At 41.4% G+C, this 13519-nt stretch carries 12 protein-coding genes and 2 tRNA genes; 3 read left to right on the forward strand and 11 right to left on the reverse strand.

The features are described 5' to 3' along the window. Window positions 1-223: 223 nt before the first annotated feature. Window positions 224-1294 (reverse strand): formate--phosphoribosylaminoimidazolecarboxamide ligase, encoded by a 1071-nt coding sequence (locus tag BP621_RS15360; RefSeq protein WP_292391465.1) that lies wholly within the window; start codon window positions 1292-1294, stop codon window positions 224-226. A gap of 188 nt (window positions 1295-1482) precedes the next feature. On the opposite strand from BP621_RS15360, the gene BP621_RS15365 reads away from it, so the two are divergent. Next, window positions 1483-2400, forward strand: coding sequence for an ArsR/SmtB family transcription factor (locus tag BP621_RS15365; protein WP_292391467.1), 918 nt, complete (start codon window positions 1483-1485; stop codon window positions 2398-2400). Window positions 2401-2408: 8 nt separating this feature from the next. Beyond that, the gene (truA, locus tag BP621_RS15370; RefSeq protein WP_292391469.1) at window positions 2409-3218 is read left to right on the forward strand and encodes a tRNA pseudouridine(38-40) synthase TruA; all 810 of its coding nucleotides are present in this window, start codon (window positions 2409-2411) and stop codon (window positions 3216-3218) included. A gap of 102 nt (window positions 3219-3320) precedes the next feature. Here truA and BP621_RS15375 read toward each other — a convergent pair whose 3' ends face one another. Further along, window positions 3321-4388: a TRM11 family SAM-dependent methyltransferase gene (locus BP621_RS15375; protein WP_292391471.1), complete on the reverse strand. Its 1068-nt coding sequence runs from the start codon at window positions 4386-4388 to the stop codon at window positions 3321-3323. Window positions 4389-4749: 361 nt separating this feature from the next. Between BP621_RS15375 and BP621_RS15380 the strand changes: the two genes are divergently transcribed. Further along, window positions 4750-6468, forward strand: coding sequence for a restriction endonuclease (locus BP621_RS15380; protein ID WP_292391473.1), 1719 nt, complete (start codon window positions 4750-4752; stop codon window positions 6466-6468). 96 nt (window positions 6469-6564) lie between these two features. Here the strand turns inward: BP621_RS15380 and BP621_RS15385 are convergent, their stop codons facing one another. The 9 genes from BP621_RS15385 to BP621_RS15425 form a co-directional block, all read right to left on the reverse strand. Continuing rightward, a complete protein-coding gene (locus tag BP621_RS15385) occupies window positions 6565-6852 on the reverse strand; it encodes a YunC family protein (protein WP_292391474.1) in 288 nt (95 codons plus the stop codon). Between the two features lie 16 nt (window positions 6853-6868). After that, entirely contained in the window at window positions 6869-7642 is a 774-nt protein-coding gene (locus BP621_RS15390; RefSeq protein ID WP_292391477.1) for a hypothetical protein, read from the reverse strand. Between the two features lie 200 nt (window positions 7643-7842). Beyond that, window positions 7843-8733, reverse strand: a complete 891-nt coding sequence (gene map / locus BP621_RS15395) for a type II methionyl aminopeptidase (RefSeq protein ID WP_292391478.1) — start codon at window positions 8731-8733, stop codon at window positions 7843-7845. Window positions 8734-9021: 288 nt separating this feature from the next. After that, window positions 9022-10191, reverse strand: a complete 1170-nt coding sequence (locus tag BP621_RS15400; RefSeq protein ID WP_292391480.1) for a M24 family metallopeptidase — start codon at window positions 10189-10191, stop codon at window positions 9022-9024. 38 nt (window positions 10192-10229) lie between these two features. Then, the gene (locus BP621_RS15405) at window positions 10230-10862 is read right to left on the reverse strand and encodes a hypothetical protein (protein ID WP_292391481.1); all 633 of its coding nucleotides are present in this window, start codon (window positions 10860-10862) and stop codon (window positions 10230-10232) included. Window positions 10863-11474: 612 nt separating this feature from the next. Then, window positions 11475-11547, reverse strand: a tRNA-Asp gene (locus BP621_RS15410). A gap of 114 nt (window positions 11548-11661) precedes the next feature. Beyond that, window positions 11662-11777 (reverse strand) — tRNA-Tyr (locus tag BP621_RS15415). Between the two features lie 137 nt (window positions 11778-11914). Then, window positions 11915-12121, reverse strand: a complete 207-nt coding sequence (locus BP621_RS15420; protein WP_292391483.1) for a hypothetical protein — start codon at window positions 12119-12121, stop codon at window positions 11915-11917. Between the two features lie 164 nt (window positions 12122-12285). Beyond that, the gene (locus BP621_RS15425; protein WP_292391484.1) at window positions 12286-13482 is read right to left on the reverse strand and encodes a methionine adenosyltransferase; all 1197 of its coding nucleotides are present in this window, start codon (window positions 13480-13482) and stop codon (window positions 12286-12288) included. Window positions 13483-13519: the final 37 nt, after the last annotated feature.

A 13519-nucleotide genomic window follows, 5' to 3' on the forward strand; every position in this document is an offset into this window, starting at 1 on the left:
TAACTTTAAAAATCCCAAAAAAATTCTAAAAATCTTAAAATGGCTTTGAATTTTTCTAAAACTCTAATAATTAAAACTCTAATAACTAAAACTCTAAAAACTAAAACTCTAAAAACTAAAATCCTAAAAATTCAAAATTTCTAAAACCTAAAGGTTGAGAGCTTAGCTCAACCCTGAAAAGTAAATTTCAGAATGTCTCAGAAAATTATATGGAACTATCTATTTAGGATATTATCTTATCCAGCTGGCCTGTCTGAGCTGCTATTTTGATTTCCCGGGCTATTCTTCTTCCAGTTGAGAGGTTTTCCTCCATCAGGTCTGCATAAGGAGAACCTGAAATGTAAAGGTTTGTCCCTGCAACAATTCTGGCCGAGATCTCAAAGACTTTAATCTCAAGTTCATCCGTAAAGACAGTTTCAAGGCAGAAAGCTCCTATCATTCCGCCAAAGAGACCAAGAGATTCTTCAACTACCCTTTCTCCAAGAGAGAAGATAAGGGGTAAGAGGGATTCTCTTGCTACTAAGGGCACGTTTCCTGTGACCACATATGTCGGGCGGATGCCTGCTTCTACGAGTTCTCTGGGTGAACCGAGCCTGAAGATCTCATCCGCATTGGATTCCACCCTGCGGTCCATGCTCAGAAGTTCAAGGCTGCCCTGGCTTAAGGTATATCCTTCATTTCGAATAGGAGAATAGAAGTAATGAAGGTAATAACGGGTTCCTGTGATAAATTCCTGAATCGTGTATTTCTGGGTCCGGTCTATAAGTTCGTTGAACTCTTCGTAGGTTTTTGCGACGAAGAAACCTTTTCCTCCTTTTGCCCCGTCGTATTTGACCATTACAGGCCCATTGATATCATGGGGATCATCGATTTTCTTGGGCATGTGAATACCTGCTCCGAGCAGCCACTCACGCTCTTTATCCCTGTCCGATTCCCATTCGAGCACAGCTCGGTTTCCGAAAGTGGGCACGGCCATCTCTGCAAAATTTTCCGTGCCAAGGTAAGCAACAACTGAGCCGTGTGGAATGATGATGGCGTTTTTCTTTCTAAGCTCCTCAGCCTTGTTTATTATATCGGCATAGCTATCGACGATAAGATACTCATCGGGTTTTGCTTTGGGGAACGCCTCATAAAATTTTGGAGGCTTGCCGAGACAGATTCCCAGAGTTCTGAAGCCTTCCTTCCGAGCTCCGTCAAAAATCTGAAGGCTCGAGTGAGAGCATATTGTTGCAATTGTTATGTTTTCTAAATCGTAGTTTTTCAGAAATTCTAGAACCTGCTGTTTTGTGATCATGATTGCTACCAGCGGAAAATTTAGATTAGTATATACAATGTTCTATTTAAGGTTAAGGTCTGGATTCTATATCTAAGTGTAGTAGTGAATGAATATTCTGTCATAAAAATAAAACTTTATATTAAAGTCTGCGCAAACTAAGGTAATCACTGATCAAAATAGGCAGATTTTTAATACAGGAAGTAATTATGGACGAGCTTGAAGATCGAGAGGGCTTATCAGAAGCCGGCGACCCTCCACTGGGGCCTGAGCAACTGGAGCAGAGCGGTAGGGTGCTTGTTCTCCCGGTAAATGGGGAATCCAGAAAGATCACTCAGATTCTTTCCAATGAAACATCACTAAAGATTCTTGAGTTGCTCGGGAAAAAAAGCATGTCTGCAACCAGTATTGCAGAGGAGCTAAATCTTCCCCTTACCACTGTCAAGTATAATCTTGACTCCCTTATAGAATCTGATCTTATAAAGGTTAAACAAATAAAATGGAGCAAGAAAGGAAGGCAGGTAAAAATCTACGAGTCAGTTGAAAAACTGATCGTCCTCGTTCCTTCGAAAAGCTCTATAGACAGGCTCTCTATCGTAAACCTGCTACAAAAGTATCTCGGAGTAATCGGAGCTGCCGTTTTTGCAGCCGCTGGTATAGAGTATTTTTCAGCTTATATGAAGGCAAAAAGGGTCATTGATGCAACTGCTCCTTTGAGAATAAAAATAATGAAAACACCTGATAACTCTTCTCTGGAGCAAATGACCCTTGGAATAAACGAGAGCAATAACATAAGCCCGAAAATAGCTCTTGGCCAGCAGGTGCCCGAAGGAGCTTCGAATGCAAGCTATGAGGCTCTGGAAGCAGGAGCAGGAAATACGTCTTCTGGATTGGAAGCTGGCCCGACTCAGGAAGTTGCTGAAGTCCCAATATCCGCACCAGATGGTTTAAACTCTGTACATGGGTGCTCTTCTATCCCGCCTGAAGGGTTAGCTCATGCAAGCGGGATTCACGGGCTTTATGATATGCTTTCTCTTCACCCCGGGTTCTGGTTCCTGTTAGGGTGTGTTTTTATAGTAGTCGTGCTGATTGTAAGAGAAGTCTATTATAAGAAAAAAGCCAAGTAGAGATTCTTATGAGAGTCGCTTTAAAACTTGCATACATAGGCACCGAGTTTCACGGCTCCCAGATCCAGCCCAATGTCGAGACCGTGGAGGGAGAACTCTTCAAGGCTCTTCGGAATCTCGGGATTATAGAAAGCCCCAAGTCTGCGAACTATACCTGCGCTGGCAGGACCGATGCCGGGGTTCACGCCTTTGAACAGGTTGTCGCTTTTGACACGGATAAAGTGAATCTGGCAATTCCAAGGGTAATAAATTCCGAACTTCCCTCAGGAATCTGGGTTTGGGCTCACGCGGAAGTGCCCCGAAGCTTTGATGCCAGGAGAGATGCGGTTTCCAGACACTACCGATATATCATGAGTGGGAAAGAGTACGACATCTCGAGAATCCGGGAAGCTTCAAAATTGTTGCTCGGGACGCACGATTTTGAAAACTTTTCGCGAACCAATGGAGAAAAAAGTACGGTTCGAACCATAGAAAGGATCGATGCCCGCGTAGATGGAGAGCTTATAAAAATCGATGTTGTTGGAGATAGCTTCCTCTGGAATATGGTCCGGAAAATTGTAACCGCCCTTTCCATGATAGGCAAAGGAGTACGTGATAACGATTGGCTGCTCCAGATGCTGAATCCGGATATTTATGAAGAAGGAATCGAACCTGCCCCTGCCTATGGATTGACCCTTCTGAAAGTTAATTATGAAGAGGAACTAGAATGGATTGAAGACGATTACTCTGTCAGAAGGGCAAGTGAGCAGAACCAAAAACGTATCCTCAGGCACAGAGTTATGGCAGAAGTGCTGGAAGAACTGATCTCCCATGAGTAAAAAATGCTCTTGCAGGGATTTTTAATGTTTCATGTTTCACTTTATAATTTTGCTTTTTTCGATTATATTTTTGCTTTTCCTTTTTGATTTTACTTTGACTCTTCATTCCCGTTTGCTATTCTCGTTCTTCGATTCTTTCTGAAAAACAGTTATTGTCCGGGTAAGGCTTCTATGTACTCTCTGGACATAAATATTGAGAACCTTAAGCCCTGCCTTTTCCCCGTATTCCGCTGCAGCTTTATCCGAAACTACAACTGCGATGCCTCCAGGCTTAAGGACACGCTCGATTTCATTAAGAGCACAGGAATAAAGTTCTTCCAGGGATCCTCCAAGAATTGCTGCCGATCTGCCGTAGGGTGGGTCAGTGACAACTGCGTTTATTGTTGCTTCCTTCAGTGGAACCCTGCAGGCATCTCCTTCCATCAGGGCATAATCCAGTTTAAAGGCTTCAAGGTTCATAAGGGCACCCTTAACAAGTTTTTCCTGGGCATCGATTCCTATAACCCTTGCTCCCACAAGTCCGGCTTCAATAAGAATTCCTGCAGTGCCGCAAAAGGGGTCCATAACGAGGTCTCCTGGCTTTATTCCTGACAGGTTTGCGAGGGCGCGTGCAATTCTCGGCATAAGGACGCCAGGATGGAAAAAAGGTTTATTCTGCGGATTTCTGGCTTCATATGCACTTCTGTCAATAGAGGACAGGAGAATCCCGAACACGGCTTTCTCACTAAGGATCACCCTGAATTCCACGTCCGGGTTTTTCAGGTTTGCCCTGAAGCCTTTCCTGTAAATGAATCCTCCTACTCTCTGTTCCAGAAACTCGCCCGGAAAATCTACATGATGTTTGATTCGTTTTGCTCTGACCACAAAACTTTGTCCTTCCCTGATGTAGCCTGATGGATCAAAGGCTTCTGCAAGTTTCAGGATTGCATCCGGAGTATTTTCGGAAATCCCTACAACCTTCAGGATATGGTGGGTCATTGCCAGCCTGTCAGTTATCGGGCCTCTGAGGATCTTTTCCACATCCTCTTCTTTACCAGTTATTTCCACCACAAGGCACTGGTCAACGATAATATGGGTCCGAAAATCAAGTCCCTCAATTCTGAGACAGGCAAATACTTCGGTAGCGGGCAGTTCTTCATGTTCTCCAGAAAGTTCAAAAGCGTATAACATTGGTGATCCGTAATAGGTTGATAAATATAATTCGGAATAAGATTCGTACCATAACGGTGAGGAAATAAATATAAAACTCCGTGCGTGAAACGTGAAAGTAGTTATTAAAAGTAACTGATGGGGTTGGTAGTAGTTATTTTTTCATGGAATTGTGGAAAATAGGATAATTAAAACTAAATTTTAGAAGTGCTGGTGCCGGGTATATAAAGAGAAGGGTTAAAAACTGAACTAAACAAGTGCGTAAATAAGAATTATAATATGTGAGTTAGCGTGCGCATGGTTGCTTTTTACATAATATTTTATACAATTACTTGCTACAATTCTAAACTAATTAAAAATATTGGCATAGCGGGAATGCTAAATGAGTGATGATAAGGTTATAGTAGGTCGTAAACATCAGCGAATTAATGCCTCTGGTACTCGTGTGTTGGGTTATTTTGTAGAGATGTCACACGAAGGATTAAACGAACATAAGGTAATCTCAGCGCCTGATGAGCATATGCTTGATAATAAAATTAATTCGCAGAAAAGTAAATGGCGAGATAAATGGGCAACAGTTTCTACTAAACGAGAATTAAATCAGGAGAGAGAAGCTGATTTAGAGGAAGCTAACAGGCGAACCGAAGAAGCTGCGAATACCCTAAAAGATATGGAAAATATTTTGCTTGATTCTCTTAAAGTTACTAGTGCAATTAACTGGGAAAAACTAAAAAAGAAAGAAACTTTTCCCAAACGAATGCCCATCAAACCTCATGTTCAAGTTAAAAGAACTTACCCAAGCAAGCCCGCGAAGGAAGAGCCAACATTCTCTATTATGGAAAACATGTTCAAGTCAAAAAAGGAACAAAAAATCAAAAAATATGAAGACAAATATTCAGCGGCCTTAGCGAATTGGGAAAAAGAAAAAGCATCCCTCGACCAATACAACCATCAATTATATTTGGATTACGAAAAACAACTTAAAGCGTGGAAAAATAAAGTTTTGCAATGGAAGATGGAAAAGAAAGAATTTCTAAATCAGCAGGATGCATTTAACGCTGGTATTGAACAACAAAAGAAAAAATATATGTCCAAAGATCCAGCAGCTATTTACGAATACTTCGACATAGTGCTTAACAGTTCCAAATACCCCGAATCATTCCCAAACAATTTTGAGATCGAATATAATCCGGACAATAAGATGCTAATCGTCGAATACGAACTGCCTTCACAGAAAGAAATTCCCATCATAAGAGAGGTCAAGTACATTGCCTCAAAAAAGGAACTCAAGGAAATTCTAATACCGGATAATCAACTAAAAAAATTGTATGATGAAATTATATATAAAATAACTCTCAGAACGCTGCATGAGATTTTTGAATCAGATATAGCAAAGGCGATTGATACCATTTCTTTCAATGGCTGGGTAAGATCAATAAATAAAGCAACAGGTAAAGAAGAAAACAACTGCATTTTAAGTATACAAGCAAAGAAAGGAGAGTTCGTGAACATAGATTTATCAAACGTTGATCCCAAAACCTGCTTTAAGAACTTAAAGGGTGTTGGAAGTAGCAAATTAAGCACTCTAACACCTGTTCAGCCGATTTTACAAATTAGCAGAGAGGACAAACGATTTGTAGATAGCTATGAAGTCGAGGATAAAATTGATAATTCAACTAATCTCGCTGCAATGGACTGGAAAGATTTTGAACACTTTATTAGGGAACTATTTGAAAAAGAATTTAAAGTCAATGGCGGAGAAGTAAAAGTAACGCAAGCCAGTAGGGATGGCGGTGTGGATGCTATAGCTTTCGACCCTGACCCGATTAGAGGAGGAAAAATAGTAATTCAAGCAAAGAGATACACAAATCCAGTTGGGGTTTCAGCAGTAAGAGACCTATTTGGAACTGTTTTAAATGAAGGCGCAACAAAAGGAATATTGGTAACTACTTCAGATTACGGGTCAGATTCATACAATTTCGCAAAGGACAAGCCATTAACACTATTGAACGGTTCAAACCTCTTACACCTACTTGAAAAACATGGAACTCATGCAAAAATCGACTTGCGAGAAGCAAAAAGAATATTGAAAGAAACCTGAAAATAATTCTTTTTAACTGATTCTTTCAGTTAAGCATGGTCTTTCAACTAAAAGTGATTTTTTTCAGTAATATCCATTCCTTTTCTTAATCTTCCTTCAAAACATCCTTTCCAGAGCTTCCCTGCCAGTCATTCCGGGTTCGACCCCGAGTTTCTTGGCGAACTGGGTCACTTCAACGACCTGGGCTTTGAGCATGTCTTCAAAACTCTGTACGCCTTTTACCTTTGCTGCCGTGTCCCCAAGCGCCTCTGCAGCATTCACGTTCAGGTATCCGCACATCAGAAAGCCTTTCTCTGCCCTTATAACCAGAAGAGGGTATTTTTGCATCTCAAAGCGGAGGCCAAGAGCACACCCATTTTCAAGCTGAATCTGTTCAATAAGCATATTTTTCAGAATAGCTTTAAACCAGATTAACTTTTTGGACTATCTGATAAAACCATGTATAGATGTTTTTGATAAATTCAGGAGTTTTCCTGGCTTCTACGGCTTTTCCGACCTTTTCAATAGTTTCGGTTTTATTTACGGTTTCATTGGTTTTATTTTCTGCATTTTGCTCAATGTTTCTTTCTCTTTCCTGCATCGCGGCTTTATAGCTTTCATTTTCCGAAATCCAGAGAGTTATATTTTTTTCAGGGTTGAAATTACCTTTAAGCGCTACACGGTTACCTTCGGGCTCTTGACTCTTATTTTCCAGCCCTTCTATCTTCTCTATATTGAAGCCTGCAGGCAGAGTGATTGTAACAATCGAGTTCGGAGTACCCATAAACCAGATATTTGTGCTCTGATTTACCTCTTTTTCAAAAATATAATTTACACTCGCAGAACTAGTAATTGACGTATTTTTTAAAACCTTGCCCAGAGCTTCTTTTGAGATACAAAAGTCAACATCCGTCACTTTAATGAGGTCTGGAGTGCCATTGAGTTTCACATCAGATTTGGTTTTTAAGGCCTCTCTCATTTGATCCCTGAGAAAAGTTTCTGCTTTCAGGATCTCCCATGCATTGACAAATTTATCTTTGTTTCCTGCTTGCAGGTCTATGAAACTCCTGAAAATAATGGATTCATTACCTGTTATTTGTTCTTGATACTCCCAGGTCATTCCATTCCTTTCCAGTGTGATGTTATTACTGGGTATAAAGGCAGCATTACAGGGCTCTACCAAAAATGCAGGCATAATAAGGGATATTAATAGAAAACCGGTTAAAAGAAGATTATATTCTCTCAAGGGACTCAACTCGTACCTTTTTTAATTTTCTGGCTCTTTATTAGCCTTTATATTCTCTCCTCTTAGTCCTGAGTTTACTTTCTCTTCTTTTGTGCCGGCTTTATTTTTCTTCTTCTTCTTTTCAATTTTATTTTCTATTTTTTCGGGTTTTATTTTGTTGTAACCTCGCAGCCGTCTTGGGTTACTATTATAGTGTGTTCGGCCTGGGCTACAAGTCCGCCTGCACTTTCGAGAAGTACAGGATAGGAGTGAATAATTCCTGCTTTTTCGAGCTGGAGTAATACGAAATCCAATCTGTCAGATTCAAGCCAGCGCTTTGCAAAAGGCAATTCCCTGTATTCTTCAACCTGTTTCAGGACATTCCGGACTGCAGGCATACGGACAGGTTTTTTCCTTACAAGGCTGTATATTTCGGCCCAGTTTCCATCATGGACAATACCTGCTCCATTCGTTGCAAAGGGCTCGATTGCGAGCACGTCTCCTTCTTTCAGAATTGCTCCTCCTTCCACATTCCGGTTAGGAACAGCAGGATCATCGTGGGCTTCATACTTGGAAAGCCCGTGACCTGTCAGGTTAGTTATCGGGTTCAGTCCATAACTGAGAATGCTGCTTTCGATTGCAGCTCCTAATTCCCCGGTAGAAATTCCTGGCCTTGCAAGGTCAATGGCTGCGACAAGGGCCTCCTCAGCGGCTTTCATGATATCGGAATTCCCTGATAAGTCAACAGTCACAGCCGAATCTGCAACGTATCCGTCCACATGGACCCCTAGATCAAGCTTGACCATATCCTTTCCAAAAACGTCAGTATCTCCTATCTTCGGGGTTGCATGTGCAGCCTCTTGATTTCTTGAAATATTGCAGGGGAAAGCAGGCCTGCCTCCCAGCTCTATAGTCCGGTTTTCAACAAACTCCGCAACTTGCAGCAGAGTGTTTCCTACCCTGACCATTTCCACGGCTTCTGCCCTGACAGTTTTCAGGATACTGCCTGCTTCCCTGTATTTCTCAAGGATATCTTGCTTATTGTGCACGTTATCGGTCATGTTACCCCTTGTAATCGTTTATTGAAATTTTATTGAATTTTATTGAAACTTCTAGTAATTTATTGAAATTTTACTGGAACATACTGGAATTGTTAAAGTTTTATTGGAATCTTACTGAAAAGTACTGGAACTCTGACAGTTTTCCTCAGTGTGTTCCTTATGTGAACCGTTAATTTTCGATTTTAACAGATAATCTTTGATTTGAACAGATTATCTTCGATTTGAGCAGGTTAATTACTGTTATTGAAATATAAACAAAGTATATAAATCCTTTAAATTGTAAACCTGTTATAACACAAATCTCTTTTCTAGCCCTGTAAAGTTCTCGCATCCATTTTCAGTGACCAGAACCATATCCTCGATTCGTATTCCCCCAATCTCAGGGTAGTATAGACCAGGTTCCAGAGTGATTACATTGCCTGCCTCAAGTAAAACTCCGTTTTCTCCGACTCCTGGGAGTTCATGTACGTCGAGGCCTACCCCATGTCCTGTTGAGTGGATAAACCCTACCTTTGCACCACTTCGGTAAGTGTCATAGCCACGCGCTTCGAAAAAGTCGCAGACAGCATTATGCACATCGGCTGCTTTCACTCCTGGTTTAACCGTCTCAAACCCTTTTTTCTGGGCTGCAAGTACAGTCTCGTACATTTTTTTGAGTTCTTTTGAAGCCTCTCCACGCAGGACTGTACGTGTCATGTCCGCAAAATAGCGCTTCGTTTTGCTTCGCGGGAAAATATCCAGGATAATTGGGGCATTTGCTCTCAGAGGGCCATCCGTAGTCCCATGGGGATTTGCTGTATCCCTGTCGCATGAAACAATAGTCTCTTCGGCCTCGCAGCCATAATCAAGCAGAGTATGATCTATGACTGAGAGTACTTTTGCTCCTGTCAGTATCTCCCCTGCGTGATAGAGATAGCCATCCCTTTCTTCTGCCCCTGCTATCAAGGCTATAGCGGCTTCCATAGCCTTTTCTCCGGCCATCTGGGCATACTTTATGGCTCCAATCTCTTCCGGCTTTTTCAAGCTCCTGATTTTTCTGAATGGACTTTTTATGGGCACTATTAAGAAGCCTGCTTCCGTGAGGTAATTTGATTCAAATACCGGGAAATCGTAAGGCACTGCAACTTTCTTAATTCCTTCTCCTGCAAGCAGCTCGGATATGCAGGCTGCGTAGGCGATAGATGGATCTTTTTTCTCCTTCATTTTCTCTCTGTACCCCAGATCCTGAGTTGTCTTTATTGTCAAAACCCTTGACTCGATTTCTGCCCTCCCCTTTTCCATATCCGAAATAAAAAGTATCTCTTCTCCGGCTCCTGTTTGCAGGTATGCGAAATCGTCGGAAGCCAGGAAGCGGGTTACATAATAAATATCCGAATTATGAAGGTTCCCTGTCATAAGATAGGCATCTGCTCCTGCTTCTTCAAGGGCCTTCTTTATGCTAAACTCTGGTTCGGTCATGCAAGGTAATTCTAGCTTTGTGCATAAAGGTCTTATTGTCAGGCTTTCTTTCCTTCCATCCGTAAGATTTCTTCGTTTATTTCATGGTTCAGAACAAAAAGCTTCTCAAGCAACTCAAAATAATGGTTAAGAGAGACTATCATTTCATCCGAGAACTTGAGAAAACACGCATATTTTCTTCTTCCCAGCTCTTTTACCCAGGCTTTATTTTCAGGTTCTCCTTTCTCTATTTCCCAGAAAAGCTCGGTGGCACAGCCAAGGATTCTTCGAATGCTTGAGTTCAACTCCTTTCGAATTTTTTCCTTTTTAAACTCCACGTAGTCCCTGGAAATATCCGACTGAAACATTGTATTTCTATGAATCCAGTAATCGTCACGGTTGAGATGAGTTTCTACAATGTCTGAAATTTTGGGAGCTAGCTCCTTCAGGTCTAAGTTTGATTCCCCGTGCTTTTTGTTATGAAGTCTTAAGTTCTCAGGAAAAGCTGCATTTTCTGGAGAGTGCACAGCTATTTCAATTTCTCTTTGAATCCATTCAGAGGTGAATTTTTTAGTAGCTTCAATAAAAGCAAAGGTTTCAAGCTCCATTTTTTCTCTGGTATCTTCCAACTTTTCCTGTGTGCTATTTAATTCTTCTTGGGAATCGTCAGACACGACAGATTCAATTTCCATCTTGCATTCTTCCAATTCTACCTTCTTTCGCAGGAGTTAATTATGCCGTGAGTTAATTATGCCGTTCTTGTATCTGTTGCGTTTACTTTAAATATTGTTCGTAGAATATGAAAACTTATATATAAACTCAGATAGGTCTATAGTATATCTGTTAAGGCAAAAGAGAACTCACAAGAATCAGGGTGGATCTAATAAACTCTACTGTTAGATGCGGGAGACCTATCTCTTTTGAGACCTATATCCTTTTTATTTATCCAATTTACGGGTAATACAGGCTATGTCAGAAAAGAGGAAGCATTAAAAAAATGATAGAAGAGATACTTTATCTTGGAAACATAATTTTCTTTCTTTTTTTATGGAGGGTAACACTTCAGGTTGTGTTAAGTGTTATCCAACTATGCTTGAAGAAAGACGAAAGTCCCACAGGCGACGAATACCACAGATTATATGAAGAAAGTATGGAATGGATACGACAAGAAAGACAGAAACCTCGTAGACGATGAATACTACAGATTATCCAAAAAATGTATAATATATATCTAAAAGTAACAAGGTCAAAAATATCTCAAAAAAGGTTTTCGCTCGATTAGTAGTTCGAGCTTTAATTGGAAACGCCCGGACCGGGATTCGAACCCGAGTCGGAGCCTCGACAGGGCTCCATGATAGGCCTCTACACTATCCGGACACTTCAGTGCCTTTTGCTATTGTTTTTCCACCCGCATTGCGAGCAAAACATAAATGCTTTTTTTATATATAAATGTTCCCGTTGAAGTTTTTCGGTTCTGGAAATTGTTTCAGGTCCCGCCTCCCAGACTCGAACCGGGGACATCGCGGTGCCTGCGCGGAAATGTACGGGGAATTTTCCCCGCACGAGCCGAACTACAGCCGCGCACTCTACCACTGAGTTAAGGCGGGATAATGTATATTATTCCACTGTCGCACTACTTGAGTGCACCATCTCATATATGGTAAAGGTATATATGTTTTACGCTGGATATGGCCTATAAGGACAGCTTTATGTAATTTCGTCATATGTATATTCGTTCCATAGTCTATTTTACTCCTGATTCTGAAGAGTTCTCAGGAGTATTTTCATAGCTCGATATTACTCTCCGGTTTTCTACTCTGCCTGATTTCGAAATAATCTGTAACTCTTGTCCTGTCTCTCTTATGAGGCTGTTTATTAAATACAGTCTCTCGTTTACAGTATTGAGCTCCTCAAAAATAACCAGCTTTTCATCGAAAGTAATCAGTTTCAAATTGAAGGTAATCAGCTTCGAACTAAAAATGAGTAGTTTCAAACTATAGCTGAGTAGTTTCTCATTAAGAATAAACTAAAGTCAAAAATAGTTACAATAAAAGTATTATGAAAAAAGCATTATGAAAAGAACCTGAAGGTTCTTCTCAGCAATATCTGCCTTGTTTAGAAAGTGTTCAATTCTCCTTTAATTACCATTTCAGTAATCTTTGTCACATTGGAAAGCCAGTCATCCATAACAACTTCAGCTTCGGCTTTGACTTTAGCAAAAGAAGTGCCTTCCTTGGGGATTATCTGTGCACTTGCTACGAGTGGCTGGTCAATTGGTTTTCCGATCTGGGAAAGCAGCCTGATATAAACATCCTGGACTTCCGGAACCTGCTTTACAATATCTCGAGCCATCTGGGTTGAGAGGAGGTTATAGATTTTGCCTATGTGGTTAATCGGGTTCTTTCCACTGGTTGCCTCCATACTCATAGGCCTGTTTGGCGTGATCAACCCATTGCAGCGGTTTCCGCGCCCTACCGAGCCGTCATCCCCCATTTCAGCTGAAGTGCCTGTAACTGTAAGGAAAACAGAGCCGGTTTTCAGGTTATCTCCGGTGTTGATGCAGACTTTCACATTGCGCTCAGTATATCTGGTTGCGAGCTCCTCAACATAAGTCTGCATTTCCTGGGTCATATTTATATAGCTGTCCAGGTCGTCGATATACCTACCTATCATTCCGCTGCATATTGTAAGGGTTATATCCTCCCCATCCCTGAGTCCCATGACCTTCATATCTTCTCCGATTGCAGGCATACGTGACTTAAGATCTGTGAGCAGTTGCCTTTCGGTATTATATACGAGGTTTTCAAGCTCAGAAAATGGAGCATGCCCAACGCCGAATGAGGTATCATTTGCCATCGGAACCCTGTCTCTTTTGAAGACATCCCTGAGGTCTGAAGATCCTGTCCCGAGTTTGCAGTCCATGATGACATCTCTCTCGAGATCCATATTTACAAGGGTATTCTTAAGATATCGTCTGGCAGCTTGTAGGGCCACAGACTCGGTAGCGAGCTCGACCCCTTCAAATTCCTTTGTTGCCCTGCCTACAAGCAGAATATATATGGGCTGGAGTATTTCTCCGCCCCCGAACTTGGGGCTGGATCTGCCAGCTACAATCTGGGTTTCGTCGGTATTATGGTGGAGTACAGCTCCACATTTGCTTATGTATTCCCTGCATAGTGCGCGACTTACGGCTTCGGCCAGTCCGTCCGATATACTATCAGGATGCCCTATCCCTTTGCGTTCTACAAGCTCTATCCTCTGCTTCTCAATGGGGGTTTGGAAGAGCTCTTCCACTTTGATATTCCGGGCCATTTGGATCCTCTTTTTTCAAAATCGATAATAGTTTTTA

Source organism: Methanosarcina sp. UBA5 (assembly GCF_002505485.1).
Classification (GTDB): domain Archaea; phylum Halobacteriota; class Methanosarcinia; order Methanosarcinales; family Methanosarcinaceae; genus Methanosarcina.